The following is an 18,034-nucleotide window of genomic DNA, read 5'->3' on the forward strand; positions in this document are numbered from 1 at the left end:
ACCATGCAAGGTGCAAACAAGGGAGCGGAATCGAAGCCGCTGAACGGAAAGGGCCTGCGCATCGGCATCGTGCAGGCGCGCTTCAACGCCGACATCACCGACGCGCTGGCCTCGGCCTGCCTCTCGGAGCTCGAGGCGCTGGGCGTGGCCGCCAGCGACATCCACCATGTGCAGGTGCCGGGGGCACTCGAAGTGCCCGTGGCGCTGCAGGCGCTCGCCGAGCGCGGCGGGTACCACGCGCTGGTGGCGCTGGGCTGCATCATCCGCGGCGAGACCTATCACTTCGAACTCGTGGCCAACGAATCGGGCGCCAGCGTGAGCCGCGTGGCCCTCGACTACCGCCTGCCCATCGCCAACGCGATCCTCACCACCGAAAACCTCGAGCAGGCCGTCGCCCGCCAGACCGACAAGGGCCGCGACGCTGCCCGCGTGGCTGTCGAGATGGCGCAACTGCTGGCCACCCTTTCATGACCGAAGACAGCTCCAAGTCCCTCAAGGCCCTGAAGGCCGCCGGCGAAAAGCCCAGGCAGTCGCGCGTGGGCCTCACCAGCACCGGTGCGCGCAAGGCCTCGGCCAAGTCGAACCGCACCCGTGCGCGCGAGTTCGCGCTGCAGGCGCTCTACCAGCACCTGGTAGGCCGCAACGACCCGACCGACATCGACCACTTCACGCGCGACCTCGCCGGCTTCCACAAGGCCGACGCGCTGCACTACGACGCGCTGCTGCACGGCTCCATCGAAGGCGCCGAGCAGCTCGACGCGCTGATCCGTCCGCTGCTCGACCGCAAGTTCGAAGAGATCTCGCCGATCGAACATGCCGTGATGTGGATCGGCGTCTACGAGTTCCAGAACTGCCCCGACGTGCCCTGGCGCGTGGTGCTCAACGAGTGCATCGAGCTCGCCAAGGAATTCGGCGGCACCGACGGCCACAAGTACGTGAATGCCGTGCTCAACGGCCTGGCGCCGCAGCTTCGCCCGCTGGAGGTCGAAGCCGACCGGGCTTCCGGCAAGGCCAGGGCATGAGAATCTCGACGCGCGCGCAGCGCATCGAGCCCTTCTACGTGATGGAAGTGGCCAAGGCGGCGGGCGTGCTCGCCCGCGAGGTCGCCCACACCGACCGGCCGATGATCTTCCTGAACATCGGCGAGCCCGACTTCACCGCCCCGCCGCTGGTGCAGGAAGCCGCCGCCCGCGCGGTGCGTGCCGGCGCCACGCAGTACACGCAGGCCACCGGCCTCGATCACCTGCGCGAGCGCATCAGCGCCTGGTACCGCCAGCGCTTCAACGTCGACGTGCCGGCGCGCCGCATCGTCGTCACCGCCGGTGCCTCGGCCGCGCTGCAGCTGGCCTGCCTGGCGCTGATCGAATCGGGCGACGAGATCCTGATGCCCGATCCGAGCTATCCGTGCAACCGCCACTTCGTGAGCGCTGCCGAGGGCAAGGCGGTGCTGATTCCGACCACGGCCGAGGAGCGCTTCCAGCTCACCGCCGCCAAAGTCGAGGCCGCATGGACGGACAAGACACGCGGCGTGCTGCTGGCATCGCCCTCGAACCCGACCGGTACCTCCATCGCGCCCGACGAGCTGCGCCGCATCCACGAAGCGGTGTCGAAGCGCGGCGGCATCACGCTGATCGACGAGATCTACCTGGGCCTGTCCTACGACGACGCCTTCGGGCAGACGGCGCTGGCCATCGACGAGAACGTCATCAGCATCAACAGCTTCAGCAAGTACTTCAACATGACCGGCTGGCGCCTCGGCTGGCTTGTGGTGCCCGAGGCGCTGGTGCCGGTGGTCGAACGACTGGCGCAGAACCTCTTCATCTGCGCGAGCACGGTGTCGCAGTACGCGGCGCTCGCCTGCTTCGAGGACGAGAGCATCGCCGAGTACGAGCGCCGCCGCGCCGAATTCAAGGCGCGCCGCGACTGGTTCATTCCGCAGCTGAACGCGCTGGGCCTGAACGTGCCCGTGGTGCCCGATGGCGCCTTCTACGCCTGGGCGGACTGCACCGCCTTCGCCGAGAAGCTCGGCATCTCGGGCAGCTGGGACTTCGCCTTCGAGACCATGAAGCGCGCGCACGTGGCCGTCACGCCCGGTCGCGACTTCGGCACCGCCGAGACCGCGAAGTTCGTCCGCTTCTCCACCGCCAGCTCGATGGCGCACCTGCGGGAATCCATCGAGCGCCTGCGGGCGATGGCCGAGAACAAGGACCGATGAGCTACGCGTTCCCGATCCGCGTCTACTGGGAAGACACCGACGCCGGCGGCATCGTGTTCTACGCCAACTACCTGAAGTTCATGGAGCGCGGCCGCACCGAGTGGCTGCGTTCATTGGGCGTGGAGCAGCGCAAGCTGCGCGAGGAAACGGGCGGCCAGTTCGTGGTGAGCGAAACCCGGCTCAAATACCATCGGCCCTCGCGGCTGGACGACGAGCTGCTCGTGACTGCCGATCTCGAACAATTGGGCACGGCGTCGTTGATAATCGGACAGCGCGTGCTATCGAAAACAGAGCAAGAGCGAACCGGGGCCCCGGCACCCGTCTTGCTGTGCGAGGGCACGATCCGCATCGGATGGGTGGACGCCGCCACGCTGCGGCCCGCACGCATCCCAAAACAGGTGACGGGAACCCTGGAGCGCTACAGCGGCTCCATGACTCAAACTTTCAAGCCATGAACCAAGACCTTTCCATCATCAATCTCCTGCTCCATGCGAGCTTCGTGGTGCAACTGGTGGTGGCGCTGCTCGTGATCGTCTCGATCGCCAGCTGGGCCGCGATCATCCGCAAGTACTTCGCGCTGCGTCGCATGCGCGCCCTCAACGAGGACTTCGAGCGCGAGTTCTGGTCGGGCACCAGCCTCAACGAGCTGTTCGCTTCCGCCGCTCAGAACGCCAAGTTCGCCGGCCCCATGGAACGCATCTTCGCTTCCGGCATGCGCGAGTACCAGAAGCTGCGCGAGCGCCATGTCACCGATGCCGGCACCCTGCTCGACGGCGCCCGCCGCGCGATGCGCGCGAGCTTCCAGCGCGAGCTGGATGCGGCCGAGCAGAATCTCTCATTCCTGGCCACCGTCGGCTCCGTCTCTCCGTATGTCGGCCTGTTCGGCACCGTCTGGGGCATCATGCACGCCTTCACCGGCCTGGCCGCCCTGGCGCAGGTGACGCTGGCCACCGTGGCCCCCGGCATCGCCGAGGCGCTGGTTGCCACGGCCATCGGCCTGTTCGCCGCCATCCCGGCGGTCGTGGGCTACAACCGCTTCGCCCGCGAGATCGACAAGATCGCCATCGCCCTCGAGACCTACATCGAGGAGTTCTCCAACATCCTGCAGCGCAACCTGTCGGCCAACCCGGCTGCCGGCGGCGCGGGCTCCTCGGTGGCTCCGGCCAACCGCTGAACGGAGGCGCAGCGCATGCCCGCCGTTTCATCCCGGGGCCGCGGCCGCCGGACGATCAACGAGATCAACATGGTCCCGTTCATCGACGTGATGCTGGTGCTGCTGATCATCTTCATGGTCACCGCACCGCTCATCACGCCGAGCGTGATCAACCTGCCCTCGGTCGACCGCGCCAGCAAGCAGCCCGACAAGCCCATCGAGATCGTCATCAAGAGCGAGGACGAAGTGCAGATCAAGAAGGACCCGTCCGCCGGCACGGGCGGCACCTCGATTCCCATGACCCAGATCGGCTCGGCCGCGAAACAGGCGCAGGGTGGCGACGACCAGCGCCCGGTGGTCATCAGCGCCGACAAGGCCGTGAAGTACGAGACCGTCGTGAAGGCGATGAACCAGCTCAAGCGCAGCGGCATCGAGCGCGTGGGCCTGTCCGTCACGACCACGGGCGGCAAGTAAGGCATGTCGCTCGCACTGGATCGCCCCGAGTTCGCACCGCCGCCGCAGCGCGGCACCGGGCGTGCACTGGTACTGGCGCTCATTGCCCACGGGCTGCTGATCGCGGCGCTGACGTGGGGCGTGCGCTGGCGCAGCGACGCCGACGAGGGCGCTGTGGACGCGGAGCTGTGGTCATCCACGGTGCAGCAGGCGGCGCCTCGCCTGCAGGCGCCGCCGGCGCCCACCCCGGTTCCCACGCCGCCGCCGCCCGCCCCTGCTCCGCCGCCGCCTCCGGCAGCGAAGGCGCCGGAGCCCGCTCCCGCGCCCAAGGCCCCTGACATCGCGCTCGAGCGCGAGAAGAAGCTCAAGGAACAGAAGGAGCAGCAGGAGCGCGAACTCGAGCGCCAGCAACAGCAGAAGAAGAAAGAGCTGGAAGCCAGGCAGCGCGCCGAGGAAGAGGCCGAGCGCAAGAAGGAACAGCAGAAGAAGCTGGCCGAGCAGAAGAAGCAGCAGGAAGCCGAAGCCAAGCAGGCGGAGCAGAAGAAGGCCGAGGCCGCCGCGAAGCAGGCAGCCGCCGACCGCGCCGCCGCGCTCAAGCGCATGCAGGGCCTTGCGAACGCCACCGGTAGCGACGATTCGCGCGGCACGGCCCAGCGCACGTCCGGTCCTTCCAGCGGCTATGCAGGCCGCATCGCGGCCGCGGTGCGCCCGAACATCACCTTCCCGGATGCCGACACCGTGAACGGCAACCCGGCGGCGGAGTTCGAGGTGAGCCTGGCGCCCGACGGCACCATCGTCGGCGTGAAGCTCAGCAAATCGAGCGGCCTGCCGGGCTGGGACGACGCCGCAGAGCGCGGCCTGCGCAAGACCGACAAGCTGCCTCGCGACACCGACGGGCGCATCTTCCCGTCGCTGATCGTCACGCTGCGGCCCAAGCGCTGATTTGCAGCCTGCGCCTAACGCGCAGCTAAGAAAACGGGCCCTTTCCGGGTGACTTTCACGTCACCCGGAACTCGATAATCAGGGCTCATGACCCCCAACGGCCGCATCCGCTACGGCAGCAGTCCCCTGCTCGCCAGCCCCACTCCCGTGTGGCGCAGCAAGTTCATCGTGGCCAGCATCGCCTTCGGCTTCCTGCTGCTGGCCGGGCGCGCAGCCTACGTCCAGATCTTCGCCAACGACTTCTTCCAGCACCAGGGCGAAGTACGCTACCAGCGCACGCTGGAGCTTCCGGCCAACCGCGGCCGCATCCTCGACCGGCACGGCCTGATCCTGGCCTCCGACATCCCCGCCCCCAGCATCTGGGCCATTCCCGAGGACATCGAGCGCGACGACCCTGCCACGCTGGAAAAGCTCAAGCAAGCAGCCAAGCTGCTCGGCATGCCGCAGAAGGACTTCGACAAGAAGCTGGAGGACGAGGACAAGAGCTTCGTCTGGATCAAGCGCCAGGTCGACGAGCCCATCGCGAAGCAAGTGGCCGCGCTCAACATCAAGGGCGTCTACCTGCGCCGCGACTACCGCCGCCAGTACCCCGAGGGCGAGGCGGCGGCGCATCTGGCGGGCTTCACCAACGTGGAAGACGTGGGCCAGGAGGGCATAGAGCTCGCCTTCGACCACGACCTGGCCGGCAAGGCCGGCTCGCGCCACGTGCTGAAGGACCGGCTGGGCCACATCATCGAGGACACGGAAGACCAGGTGCCTCCCACGCCAGGCCACGACATCCAGCTGAGCATCGACGACCAGGTGCAGTTCGTCGCCTACGAGAAGATCCGCGACGCCGTGGTCGCCAACAAGGCACGCGCCGGCAGCGTGGTGGTGGTCGACGCGCAGACCGGCGAGCTGCTGGCCATGGCCAACTACCCGAGCTACGACCCCAACGACCGCCGCAACCTCACCGGCGAGCAGCTGCGCAACCGCGCGATGACCGACGTGTTCGAGCCCGGCTCGACCATGAAGCCCATCACCATCGCCACCGCGCTGCAGCTGGGCCGCGTCACGCCCAAGACCATCATCGACACCAACCCGGGGCGCATCACCGTCTCTGGGGCGACCATCCACGACGACGAGAACTTCGGCGTGCTCACGGTCGAGGGCGTGATCCAGAAGTCGAGCAACGTCGGCGCCACCAAGATCTCGCAGCGCATGTCGGCGCAGGAGATGTGGAACTCGCTCACCGCCGTGGGCCTGGGCCAGAAGCCGCAGACGCCCTTTCCCGGCGCGGTCACGGGCAGGCTGCGGCCGTGGAAGTCGTGGCGCCCCATCGAGCAGGCCACCATGTCGTACGGCTACGGCCTGTCGGCGTCGCTCTTCCAGATCGCGCATGCCTACACGGCCTTCGCGCACGACGGCGAGGTGATCCCCATCAGCCTGCTGAAGAACCACGGCGAGGAACCGCCCGGCGTGCAGGTGTTCTCGCCGCTGGTGGCCAGCGAGGTGCGGCAGATGATGCACATGGCCGCCGCGCCCGGCGGCACCGCGCCGCTGGCCCAGACGGTGGGCTACTCGGTGGGCGGCAAGACCGGCACCGCGCACAAGCAGGTCGGCAAGGGCTACGCGAGCAACAAGTACCGCGCCTGGTACACGGGCATGTCGCCCATCGACAAGCCGCGCATCATCGTCGCGGTGATGGTCGACGAGCCGAGCGCCGGCAAGTACTTCGGCGGCCTCGTGGCCGCGCCGGTGTTCAGCCAGGTGGTGCAGCAGACGCTGCGCATCATGAACGTGGTGCCCGACCTGGCCGTGACGCCGATGGCGCACTGAGCGCGCCGGGCCGACTGCCGCGGCGCTCGTTTAGGATCGTCGGCAACACTTGTTGCCGGCGCTCCTGACATGGTCGAAACAACCCCTGCCGTAAGCCTCGAAGACCTGGCTCCGCTGCCCTACCAGCGGGCACTGGCCGCATGGCTGGAGGCGAACGAACCCGAAGTCTGGCGCTGGGCCGCCTCCGCCGAGGCGCGCGAGGAGCACGCCGCCGCCGTGCGCGCCGAACTGCTGCGCAACTCCTACCGGCTCGACGCCGCCGCGCACCCCGAACTGCACTCGCATGCGCAGGTGGCCGCGCAGCGCCTGGGCATCACAGCCTCCGTCACGCTCTACCAGGCGGGAGACGGCGCGATGAACGCCTCCATCCATTTCATGCCGGGCGAAGCGCACATCGTGCTCTCGGGCCCGCTGCTGGAACGCCTGCAGGGCGCCGAGATGCAGGCCGTGCTGGGCCACGAGCTGGCCCACTACCTGCTGTGGGAGCGCGACGGCGGCAGGTACCACGTCGTCGACCGGCTGCTCAATGCCACCGCCGCCAATCCGCGCGCCGATGCCAGCCACCTGCAGGCGGCGCGGCGCTACGCGCTCTACACCGAGGCCTTCGCCGACCGCGGAGGCTGCGTGGCCTGCGGCGCGCTGGAGCCGGTCGTGAGCGCGCTGGTGAAGGTGCAGACAGGGCTGAGCCAGGTCAACGCCGCCAGCTACCTGCAGCAGGCCGAGGAGATCTGCGCCGCGCCCGACATGCACACGCGCGGTGCCAGCCATCCCGAAGTGTTCGTGCGCGCCCGCGCGCTGCGCCTGTGGACCGGCCGCGAGCCCGAAGCCGACGAATGGCTGGCCGGCGCGCTCGAAGGCCCGCTCGACCTGGGCACGCTGGACATCCTCGGCCAGCAGCGCGTGGGCGCCATCACCCGAGCCACCATCGCTCAGCTGCTGCAGCGGCCCTTCCTGCAGTCGGAGCCGCTGCTGGCGCACGCGCGCCGCTTCTTCCCCGACTTCAAGCCCCCCGCCTCCGACATGCCGCCGCCCGAGGCGGTGCCCGCCGGGCTGCACGACTACCTGGCCAGCGTGCTGGTCGACTTCGTCGCGGCCGACCCCGAACTCGACGACGTCACCCTCGCCGCCGCGCTCGGCATCGCCGAGGCGCTCGGCTGTGCCGGGCCCCTGGAGCAGCGCGTGGTGAAGGACATGCGCTTTCCCAAGCGCAACCTCACGCGCGTGAAGCGCGAGGCCGCCGCGCTGCTCGACAAGGCGCAGTCCCAGCATCAGCAAACCGCCGCCACATGACAACCCAGGCATCCGCTCCCCTGCTGCAGCTGATCGACGCCGCCGACGCCCATGGCGGACTGCAGACCGACGACGTGCTCAAGCTCGTGCTGCCGCTGCTGCGCGAAGTCTCGGCCCTGCACGAGCAAGGCAAGGTCGCCGCGCTCGGCAACGCTTTCGCCTACCGCGTGACCGAAGCCCCGGCGCTTGCACTCGCGCAGCCCGAAGGCACCGAGCCGCGCCGCAACCCCGAAGCCATCGCGCCGCTGGAGCAGCCCGCCACCTCTGTGCTGCGCGTGGTGGGCGAGCAGCGCGTGACCATCGACGCCGATGCCGGCGTCTCGGTCGAGAACCTGATGCTCATGGCCGACGCCGCGCCCGACGCGCTGCCGACGCGCCCCGTCTACCTGCCCGGCTACGGCGCCTGGGAACAGCGCTTCGGCCACCACGACGCCCTCGGCGACATCCTGTGCCTGGGCCAGGTGCTCGCCAGCCTCTCATGCGGGCTCGACTTCGGCGACGGCGAGGAACTGGGCCGCTTCGTCGCGAACCGCGGCAACCTGTTCAACCTGAACCGCCGGCTGCATCCGGTGGTGGCGGCGGTGATCTTCGAGATGACGGCGCTGAACCGCCACGAGCGCGCGCGAGACCTGCCCTCGGTGATCCGCCGCCTCGAAACCTACCGCGATCAGCCGCTGGACCTGGACCTGGGCCTGGAGCGCATCGCCCCCGCGAAGGACGGCGCAGGCCAGCGCCGCGAGGCGATCCAGCTGCACCTGCGCGACCGGCTGTTCGACCTGTCGCGGCGCAACCGGCTGCTGTACTTCAAGCCCACGCAGGCGCATGTGAACCTCACCATCGCCAGCGTGCCGCTGGTGGTCGACATGCACAGCATCCGCGTCGACCAGCTCTGCCTGTGGGACGGCCGCTTCGCCTCCGACATCACCGCCTGCAGCCCCGTGCCGCTGGCGCGCTGGCTGCGCTTCGAAGACCAGCCCTACCTGCCCGGCGCGCTCGACCGCATCCTGCAGGAGGCGCGGCGCGACCGCTCGGAGTACGGCTTCTCGCAGCTGTCGCTGGTCATCGCCTTCCTGCGCTGGCACAACCTGAAGGAAGACGCGGCCGAGCGCATCGCCTCGCCGCTGCTGATGCTGCCGGTGGAGCTCACGCGCAAGAAGGGCGTGCGCGACCAGTACCTGCTGGAAGCCGCCGCCAGCGAGGCGCAGGTCAACCCCACGCTGCGGCACCACCTGCGCCAGCTCTACGGCATCGTGCTGCCAGAGACGGTGGACCTGCGCGAGACCACCATCGAGCAGTTCCACGCCCAGCTGGCCGCACAGATCGCACAGAGCGAGCCCGGCGTGCAACTACGGCTGGTTCGCCAGCCCGAGATCGCGCTGATCCACCAGCGCGCGCGCCAGCGGCTCGAGCAGTTCAGGCGCCGCACCCGGGTGCGCGCAGCCTCGGCGCAGCCGGCCGCGGTGCACGATTTCAGCTATGCGCAGGACGACTTCCGTCCGCTCGGGCTGCAGCTCTTCCACGCACGCGTGCGCGGCGTGCCGCTGCCGGTGCGCGACGCCGTCGGCGCAAGGCCGCAGCCGCGTGCGCCGCAGATGGCGCCCGACAGCGCCACCACCACGGCGCAGACCGAGCGCAAGACCATCGAGCTGCGCGAGAGCAGCGGCAACCCGTACCAGTGGGACATCGACCTCACAGCCGTGACGCTGGGCAACTTCAACCACCGCAAGATGTCGCTGGTGCGCGACTACTCGGGGCTGGCCGAATCGGGCATCGCCAACGAGGCCTTCGACCGCGTGTTCTCGCTGCAGCCGAGGCAGGTGGACGCCGAGGCGCCGCCTTCGCTGCCGCTGGCCGAGCAGTGGCCGGTGGTGCAGGCCGACGCCACGCAGACCGCCGCCGTCGCGCTGGCGCGCACGGGCACCAGCTACATCATCCAGGGGCCTCCGGGCACCGGCAAGTCGCAGACCATCACCAACCTGATCGCCGACTACGTAGGGCGCGGCAAACGCGTGCTCTTCGTTTGCGAGAAGCGCGCCGCCATCGACGTGGTGTTCCATCGCCTGCGCCAGCAGGGGCTGGACGAGCTGTGCTGCATGATCCACGACTCGCAGGGCGACAAGAAGGCCTTCGTACAGAACCTGCGCAAGACCTACGAGCACTGGCTCGAAGCGCCGGAAGAGCTGGCGCAGGAGACGGCCGAGCGCAACCAGCTGGTCGATGCGATGGAGCTGGACCTGCGCGCCCTCGAACGCTTCGACGCCGCCATGCGCGAGGTGCCGCAGCACATCGCGGTGACGCTGCGCGAGCTGGTCTCGCGGCTGATCGCACTCAAGCCCCAGGACCCGGCGCTGACGCCGCTGCAGGCCGAGGCCCTGCCCGCCTACGCCGCATGGCGCGGCCATGCCGAGCTGATCTCGCGCCTGCATCTGGCCGTGACCGAAAGCCTGGGCTCCCAGAGCCTCGCGCAGCACGTGTTCTCGCAGCTCGCGCCCTCGCTGCTGCGGCAGGAAAAGCCGCTCGCGAAGCTGGTCGAACTCTCCGAGCGTGCCGCCGATTCGAGCGGCGCCTGCCGCGATGCGCTGGCCGATGCCTGGCCGCCGCTGGCCGAAGCCCGCGCCACATGGGCCGACGCCCTGTCCGTGGTGGCGGATGCGCGCCGCGTGGCCTCGCTGGCAACGCGCGGGCAACTCAGCCTGCTGGACGGCACGCACGCCGACAGCCTCGCGCTCGGCAACACCATGGCCGAGCGCCGAAGCCTGACGCAGGCGCTGGACGAGGCGCTGCAGCGCACCGCCCAGTGGCGCGACAAGCTCTCGCCCGCCGACACCGAAGCCGGCCTCGCGCAGGCCCGCGAACAGCAGAGCTCCATCCTCCGCTGGCTCAGGCCCTCGTGGTGGCGCCTGCACGGCGAGCTCAAGCGCCGCTACAACTTCGCCGCCCACGCAGTGCGTCCGCAGCCGAGCCAGGTCCTCGAACAGCTGCTGGCCGAGCACACGGCCCGTTCCGCGCTGCAGAAGCACCAGTCGCGGATCGAAGCCGACTACGGCTGCGCCGACCCCGAAGCCTTCGTGCAGCAGCTTCAGGCGCTGCGCAACCCCGACGGCAGCACCGGCCTGCGCTCTGAATTCCAGGCCCATCTGCGCACCGGCGCGGGCGCAGCCACCCGCAGCGTCGAGCAGCTCGCCGCTGCCGGTACGCGCACCGACACGCTCGATGCCCTGCTGCGCGAACTGATGCACGACGCCGCCAGCCAGCCGCTCGACGCGCTCGAAAGGCTGGCCCGCACCCTGCGCGAACAGGCCGACGCCCTGCCCTCCGTGCTGGTGCCGTTGCAGGAGCTGGCCGATGCCGACCCGGCCGTCGCTACGGCTCTGCGCACCCTGCCATTGCCGCCCGACGCCATCGAGTACGCGGTGGCGCGCGAAAGCCTGGAGCGCGTCTACCGCGCCGAGCGCTGGCTGCCGCGCTTCGACGGCGCCGCGCTCGCGCGCCATGCGCAGCGGCTGGCCGAAGCCGAACGCAAGCTGCTCGGGCGCAATGCCCGCACGCTGGCCGCCGCGGTGCGGCAGCGCTTCCGCGACCATGTGCAGAAGAGCGCTCTTTCAGCCAGCCAGCTCGACGCAGAGGGCAAGCTCTTCAAGAAGAGCTACAACGCCGGGCGCCGCGAGCTCGAACACGAGTTCGGCAAGACCATGCGCTACAAGGCGATCCGCGAACTCGCCAGCGGCGACACCGGCCAGGTGGTGCGCGACATGAAGCCGATCTGGCTCATGAGCCCGCTGTCGGTGTCGGACACGCTGCCGCTGGCGGCCGACCTGTTCGACGTGGTGATCTTCGACGAGGCCAGCCAGATCCCGGTGGAGGAAGCCGTGCCCGCGCTCTACCGCGCGCCGCAGATCATCGTGGTGGGCGACGAGATGCAGCTGCCGCCGACCAGCTTCTTCTCGTCCGGCCGCGACCCCGAGGACGACACCGTCTCGGTCGAGGAGGAAGGCGACCGCATCGCCGTGGTGCTGGACGCCGACAGCCTGCTGAACCAGGGCGCGCGCAACCTGCCCGCCACCCTGCTGGCCTGGCACTACCGCAGCCGCTACGAGTCGCTCATCGGCTTCTCGAATGCAGCCTTCTACGCGGGCAACCTCTACACCATCCCCGACCGCAGCCTGCCGGCGCCCGAGCGCGACGAGCTCCTGGTGCAGTCGCGCAGCCCGTCCGATGCATCGGTGGCGGCGCAGGCCGACGCCCTGCTCTCGCGCGCCATCAGCTTCCACCGAGTGACCGACGCGGTGTACGAGAACCGCGTCAACGAGGGCGAGGCGCGCCACATCGCGCAGCTGGTGCGCGAGCTTCTGCGCCGCGAAACGGGGCTCAGCCTGGGCATCGTGGCTTTCTCGGAAGCGCAGCAGGGCGAGATCGAGGACGAACTGGAGGCCCTGGCCGCCGTCGACAGCGAATTCGCGGCCCGGCTAGAAGCCGAGTACGTGCGCGAGGAGGACGACCAGTTCTGCGGCCTCTTCATCAAGAACCTGGAGAACGTGCAGGGCGACGAGCGCGACATCATCCTGCTGAGCATCTGCTACGGCCCGACCCCCGAGGGCCGCATGCTCATGAACTTCGGGCCGATCAACCAGCGCGGCGGCGAGAAGCGGCTGAACGTGATCTTCAGCCGCGCGCGGCACCACATGGCGGTGGTCTCGACCATCCGGCACGAGGCGATCACCAACGACCACAACGAGGGCGCGGCCGCGCTGAAGAACTTCCTGCGCTACGCGGAGTGCCTCTCGCGCGGCGACGCGGGCACGGCAAGACGCGTGCTCGAAGGCATGAACCCGCTTACGCGCGGCAGCGGCGCACCGCGCCATGCGCGGGCCGACGAGGTGACGGCGCAGATCGCCGCCGCGCTGCGTGCGCGCGGCCATGCGGTGGACGAGCAGGTGGGACAGTCGCGCTTCCGCTGCGACCTCGCATTGCGTGCGCCGGGTTCATCGCCGGACTCAACGCCGAATGACGGCCACTACGCGCTGGGCATCCTGGTCGACACCGCCACGCACTACGAGAACCGCAACGTGCTGGAGCGTTACGTTTCGCGCCCGCGCATCCTCGACGCCTTCGGCTGGCGAGTGCTGCAGGTGCTGGGCAAGGACTGGCTGCACGATCCCGACGCGGTGCTCGGGCAGATCGAGCAGGCCCTGGCGAAGGCCGGGGCTGCGTCCGAGGAGGAGATCAGCGCAGCACGCTGAGGCGCTTCACGTCGAGCTCGACCTTGCTGCCGATCAGGTCCTTGTCGAACTCTCCCGTGATCTCGACGCGCACCTTGTCGTCGATCTTCACGCCCGGAGGGAAGTGCCTGGCGTCGATCTCCACCTTGATCCGGCCGGTGTCGTCGGCGAAGGTGTAGTGCTCGCCGCCGTCGTGCGAGACGATGAAGCCGCGCAGCGTGGCGTGCTGGTCGTCCTTGCCGGTGTCGATCAGCTGCTTGACGGTCATGGTCGGCACGGTGCTCGGGCCGGCGTAGGGCGTGCCCGCGGCCGCGTTCTGCGGGGTCGTGCTCGGGCCGGTGTATTGCGCCGAAGCAGCGAAAGGCAATGCCAGGGCAAGCGCGAGGACGAGGGACGATTTCTTCATGCGGAGTTCCTCCTGAACTTCTTGGTTGAAAGACGGGAGGAATCCTAGCCAGCAGCCCAAAGAGCCCACGCCCGCCGGGCACTTGCAGTGGCGCAGGAAGAAATCGATCAGTCGTAGACGATCAGTGCCTTACCGGCCTCGGCCTGCGCGGTCCAGCTGGCCAGCGCCGCGTCGGTCGGGAAGAACTTGGCGCGGTCGCCCAGCTGCAGCTCGACCTGCGCACCCGCGCGCGCCATCGACAGCCGCACCGGCAGGCCCTGTATCAGGTCGCCCACCTCGGTCTGCTCGGTGCGCGGCGGAAAGTCTTTCAAGAGGCGCGCGATGTCGGGCGCCTTGCCGTTGACCGCCACGCGCAGGAACTTGCCGAAGCGGCAGCGCGCCGAGGCCAGGTCCCACACCTGCTGCACCTGGAAGCGGGCCTCGAAGCCGCCGCGCGCGGGCTGCAGCCGGCCGCTGACGATGACGAGCTCGTCGTCCTTCAGCGTGTTGCGGTTGGCGTTGATGAGCGCCTCGTCGGCCGTGGCCTCGATGGAATCGGACTTGTCGTCGAGCTTGAAGATCGCCAGCCGGCCGCGCTGGCCGTTGATGACGCGGAAGTCGCTCACGATACCGGCGATGACCTGCTGGTCGCGGCTGTCGAGCAGGTCGGTGATCTCGCGCTTGCAGAAGCGCCGCACCTCGTGCGAGACCTCGTCGAACAGGTGGCCCGAGAGATAGAAGCCGATGGCGGTCTTTTCGAGCGTCAGGCGCTCCTTCACGCCCCAGGGCGTGGCGTCGACGAGGTCGGGCTCGGCGGTGGCGGATCCGTGGTCGCAGTCGCCGAAGATGTCGGCCTGCGAGGCGTTGGCCGCCGTGGCATTGGCGAATTCGAAGGCGCGGTCGAGCGAGGCGACCAGCGCCGCGCGGTTCTGCTGGATGGCGTCGAAGGCGCCGGCCTTGATCAGCGCTTCCACCGTGCGCTTGTTGATGCGCTGGCGGTCGATGCGCACGCAGAAGTCGTACAGGCTCTTGAACGGCCCGCCCTCCTCGCGCGCGCGCACCACGGCCTCGACCGCGAGCTGGCCGGTGCCCTTGACGGCGCCCAGGCCGTAGCGGATCACCTTGTTGGTGACCGGCTCGAAGCGGTAGTTGCCGCGGTTCACGTCCGGCGGCTCGAAGGTGATGCCGAAGTTCTTCTGGGCGTCCTCGAACAGCAGCTTGAGCTTGTCCGTGTCGTCCATTTCCACGGTCATGTTGGCGCAGAAGAACTCGGCCGTGTAGTGAACCTTGAGCCAGCCCGTGTGGTACGCCAGCAGCGAGTAGGCGGCGGCGTGCGACTTGTTGAAGCCGTAGCCCGCGAACTTCTCCATCAGGTCGAAGATCTCGTCGGCCTTGTCCTGCTCGATGCCGTGTGTGGCGAGCGCGCCCGCGCGGAATTTCTCGCGGTGCTCGGCCATCTCCTCGAGCTTTTTCTTGCCCATCGCGCGGCGCAGCAGGTCGGCGCCGCCGAGCGAGTAGCCGCCCAGGATCTGCGCGGTCTGCATCACCTGCTCCTGGTAGACCATGATCCCGTAGGTCTCGGAGAGCATCTCGGCCACGGCCGGGTGCGGGTACTCCACGTCCTCGCGGCCGTGCTTTCGCGCCACGAAGCTGGGAATCAGGTCCATCGGGCCCGGGCGGTACAGCGCGTTCAGCGCGATCAGGTCTTCCAGGCGGGTCGGTCGCGCGTCCTTCAGCATGCCCTGCATGCCGCGACTTTCAAACTGGAACACGGCTTCGGTCTTGCCGTCGGAGAAGAGCCGGTAGGTCGCGCCGTCGTTCAGCGGGATGTTCTCGAACGCGAAGTTCTCCTGGCCCTTGTGGCGCTTCATGATGAACTCGCGCGCGATCTCCAGGATCGTGAGCGTGGCCAGGCCCAGGAAGTCGAACTTCACGAGGCCGATGGCCTCCACGTCGTCCTTGTCGTACTGGCTCACGGCCGATTCGCTGCCGGGCTGCTGGTAGAGCGGGCAGAAGTCGGTGAGCTTGCCCGGCGCGATGAGCACGCCGCCGGCGTGCATGCCGATGTTGCGGGTCATGCCTTCGAGCTTCTGCGCGAGCTCGACCAGCATCTTCACTTCTTCTTCCTTCTCGATGCGCTCCGCGAGCTGCGGCTCCATCTCGATGGCGTAGTTGTTCTTGTCGCCCTCGATCTTCTTCTCGGGCGGGTACTGCAGCGTGACCGACATGCCCGGCTTGTTCGGAATCAGCTTGCTGATGCCGTCGCAGAACATGTAGCTCATGTCGAGCACGCGGCCCACGTCGCGGATGGCCGCGCGCGCGGCCATGGTGCCGAAGGTGGCGATCTGGCTCACGGCGTTGCGGCCGTACTTGTCCTTCACGTAGTCGATCACGCGGTCGCGGTTGCCCTGGCAGAAGTCGATGTCGAAGTCGGGCATCGAGACGCGCTCGGGGTTCAGGAAGCGTTCGAACAGCAGCTTGTATTCGAGCGGGTCGAGGTCGGTGATCTTCAGCGCGTAGGCCACCAGCGAGCCGGCACCCGAGCCCCGGCCGGGGCCCACCGGGCAGCCATTGTTCTTGGCCCACTGGATGAAGTCGCCCACGATCAGGAAGTAGCCCGGGAACCCCATCTTCAGGATGGTGTTGATCTCGAACTCCAGCCGCTCCACGTAGCGCGGACGCTCGGCGTCGCGCCTGGCCTCGTCGGGGTAGAGGTGCTTCAGGCGCAGCTCCAGGCCGTAGAACGATTCCTGGCGGAAGAAGTCGTCGATGGGCATGCGCACGCCCTCGGCGACGAAAGGCGTCGGAAAGTCCGGCAGCTGCGGCTTGCCCAGCACCAGCGTCAGGTTGCAGCGCTTGGCGATCTCGACCGTGTTGGCCAGCGCGCTGGGCACGTCGGCGAAGAGCGCCTGCATCTCGGCGCTCGACTTGAAATACTGCTCCTCGGTGAAGCGGCGCACCCGGCGCGGGTTGCCCAGGATTTCGCCTTCGGAGATGCACACGCGCGCCTCGTGCGCCTCGTAGTCCTCGCGGGTGGCGAACTGCACGGGGTGCGTGGCGACCACCGGCAGGTGCAGCCGGGCCGCCAGTTGCACGGCGGCAACGACGTGCGGCTCGTCCTCGGGCCGGCCCGCGCGCTGCAGCTCGATATAGAAGCGGTGCGGGAAGATACCCGCCAGCTGCAGCGCAAGCTCGGCCGCGCGCTCGCCCTGCCCCTGCAGCAGCGGCTGCCCCAGCGGCCCGGCCTGCGCGCCCGACAGCGCGATCAGCCCGCCCGAGAGCTCCTGCAGCCACTCGAGCTTGCAGGCCGCCTGCGACTGGCCCCGGCCCACGTTCTGCGTCCATGCCCGCGCGAGCAGCTCCGACAGATTGAGGTAGCCCTCCATGTTCTGCACCAGCAGCACGATGCGGGTGAGAGCGCCGGGCTCCTTGCCCAGCCCGTCCACGAAGGCTTCGGCGCCGACGATGGGCTTGACGCCCTTGCCCCGGCCCTGCTTGTAGAACTTGACGGCCCCGAACAGGTTGTTCAGGTCGGTGATGGCCAGTGCGGGCTGCTTGTCGGCAGCGGCGGCCTTGACGACGTCGTCGATTCGGTTGGTGCCGTCGACGACGGAAAACTCGGTGTGCAGGCGCAGGTGAACAAACATGCTTCCATTGTAGAAAGCGGGCCCTCCACGATGTGGGTTGGCAATCCCTGAATCACCCCGGCAGAGGCCCTGTACCCGGGCGATATTCCGCCGGCACCTAAAATCCCGCCCCGTGCAAGAGATTTTGAATATCGCGGCCTACAAGTTCGTGGCCATAGACGACAGCCCCGCGCTGCGCGAAGACCTGCGTGCCCGCACCCAGGCCCTGGGGCTGATGGGCACCATCCTGCTGGCACCCGAAGGTATCAACATGTTCCTGGCCGGAACGGCCGAGGGCGTGCGGGCTTTCCTGGCCTATCTGCGCGCCGACGCCCGTTTCGCCGACCTGGAGGCCAAGGAAAGCTGGTCGGCCGCGCAGCCCTTCCGGCGCATGCTGGTGAAGCTCAAGCGCGAGATCATCCGCATGGACCACCCCGCCATCCAGCCCGAGGCCGGCCGTGCGCCCGGCGTGGACGCCGCCACGCTCAAGCGCTGGCTCGACCAGGGCCATGACGACCAGGGCCGCGAGATAGCCTTGCTGGACACCCGAAACGCCTTCGAGGTCGACTACGGCAGCTTCGAAGGCGCCATCGACTGGCGCATCGGCAAGTTCACCGAATTCCCGCCCGCCCTGCGCGCGCACCGCGACGAGTTCAAGGGCAAGACGGTGGTGAGCTTCTGCACCGGCGGCATCCGCTGCGAGAAGGCGGCGATCCTGATGCACGAGGAAGGCGTGGAGAACGTGCTGCAGCTCGAAGGCGGCATCCTCAAGTACTTCGAGGAGGTCGGCGGCGCGCACTACAAGGGCGACTGCTTCGTCTTCGACGGCCGCGAGGCCCTGGCGCCCGACCTGAGCGCGCGTTCGGCACGCGCCAGCGCCCGCGCCTCGGAAGACCCCGACCTCGCCATCAAGCAGTAACGGCAACAACGACG

At 68.8% G+C, this 18,034-nt stretch carries 13 protein-coding genes; 11 read left to right on the forward strand and 2 right to left on the reverse strand.

The annotated features are described in order from the left end of the window. Positions 1-3 precede the first annotated feature (3 nt). From ribH to ABL843_RS17885, 10 genes are all read left to right on the forward strand, one after another. On the forward strand, positions 4-471 hold the full coding sequence (gene ribH / locus ABL843_RS17840) for a 6,7-dimethyl-8-ribityllumazine synthase (protein ID WP_126023840.1): 468 nt from the start codon (positions 4-6) through the stop codon (positions 469-471). Next, positions 468-1,022, forward strand: a complete 555-nt coding sequence (nusB, locus tag ABL843_RS17845; RefSeq protein WP_418116701.1) for a transcription antitermination factor NusB — start codon at positions 468-470, stop codon at positions 1,020-1,022. Before ribH ends, nusB begins: the two co-directional genes overlap by 4 nt. Then, positions 1,019-2,215, forward strand: coding sequence for a pyridoxal phosphate-dependent aminotransferase (locus ABL843_RS17850; protein WP_418116703.1), 1,197 nt, complete (start codon positions 1,019-1,021; stop codon positions 2,213-2,215). Before nusB ends, ABL843_RS17850 begins: the two co-directional genes overlap by 4 nt. Then, on the forward strand, positions 2,212-2,670 hold the full coding sequence (locus tag ABL843_RS17855; protein WP_126023838.1) for a YbgC/FadM family acyl-CoA thioesterase: 459 nt from the start codon (positions 2,212-2,214) through the stop codon (positions 2,668-2,670). Before ABL843_RS17850 ends, ABL843_RS17855 begins: the two co-directional genes overlap by 4 nt. After that, positions 2,667-3,389, forward strand: coding sequence for a protein TolQ (tolQ, locus tag ABL843_RS17860; RefSeq protein ID WP_126023837.1), 723 nt, complete (start codon positions 2,667-2,669; stop codon positions 3,387-3,389). Before ABL843_RS17855 ends, tolQ begins: the two co-directional genes overlap by 4 nt. 15 nt (positions 3,390-3,404) lie before the next feature. Continuing rightward, a complete protein-coding gene (locus ABL843_RS17865; protein WP_418116704.1) occupies positions 3,405-3,842 on the forward strand; it encodes an ExbD/TolR family protein in 438 nt (145 codons plus the stop codon). A gap of 3 nt (positions 3,843-3,845) precedes the next feature. Next, positions 3,846-4,763: an energy transducer TonB gene (locus ABL843_RS17870; RefSeq protein ID WP_418116706.1), complete on the forward strand. Its 918-nt coding sequence runs from the start codon at positions 3,846-3,848 to the stop codon at positions 4,761-4,763. An 87-nt stretch (positions 4,764-4,850) separates the two neighbouring features. Next, positions 4,851-6,581, forward strand: a complete 1,731-nt coding sequence (locus tag ABL843_RS17875) for a peptidoglycan D,D-transpeptidase FtsI family protein (protein ID WP_418116707.1) — start codon at positions 4,851-4,853, stop codon at positions 6,579-6,581. Between the two features lie 69 nt (positions 6,582-6,650). Continuing rightward, on the forward strand, positions 6,651-7,871 hold the full coding sequence (locus ABL843_RS17880) for a SprT-like domain-containing protein (RefSeq protein WP_418116708.1): 1,221 nt from the start codon (positions 6,651-6,653) through the stop codon (positions 7,869-7,871). Further along, positions 7,868-13,111 (forward strand): AAA domain-containing protein, encoded by a 5,244-nt coding sequence (locus ABL843_RS17885; RefSeq protein ID WP_418116709.1) that lies wholly within the window; start codon positions 7,868-7,870, stop codon positions 13,109-13,111. The genes ABL843_RS17880 and ABL843_RS17885 overlap by 4 nt, the downstream gene beginning before the upstream one ends. Here the strand turns inward: ABL843_RS17885 and ABL843_RS17890 are convergent. After that, on the reverse strand, positions 13,095-13,496 hold the full coding sequence (locus ABL843_RS17890) for a YgiW/YdeI family stress tolerance OB fold protein (RefSeq protein ID WP_184637293.1): 402 nt from the start codon (positions 13,494-13,496) through the stop codon (positions 13,095-13,097). The two genes, ABL843_RS17885 and ABL843_RS17890, sit on opposite strands and share 17 nt — an antisense overlap. A gap of 107 nt (positions 13,497-13,603) precedes the next feature. After that, entirely contained in the window at positions 13,604-17,122 is a 3,519-nt protein-coding gene (gene dnaE, locus ABL843_RS17895; protein ID WP_418116710.1) for a DNA polymerase III subunit alpha, read from the reverse strand. 112 nt (positions 17,123-17,234) lie between these two features. Between dnaE and ABL843_RS17900 the strand changes: the two genes are divergently transcribed. After that, on the forward strand, positions 17,235-18,020 hold the full coding sequence (locus ABL843_RS17900; RefSeq protein WP_418116711.1) for a sulfurtransferase: 786 nt from the start codon (positions 17,235-17,237) through the stop codon (positions 18,018-18,020). Positions 18,021-18,034 lie beyond the last annotated feature (14 nt).

The sequence above is a fragment of the Variovorax sp. 350MFTsu5.1 genome (genome assembly GCF_048302515.1).
Classification (GTDB): Bacteria; Pseudomonadota; Gammaproteobacteria; order Burkholderiales; family Burkholderiaceae_C; genus Variovorax; species Variovorax guangxiensis.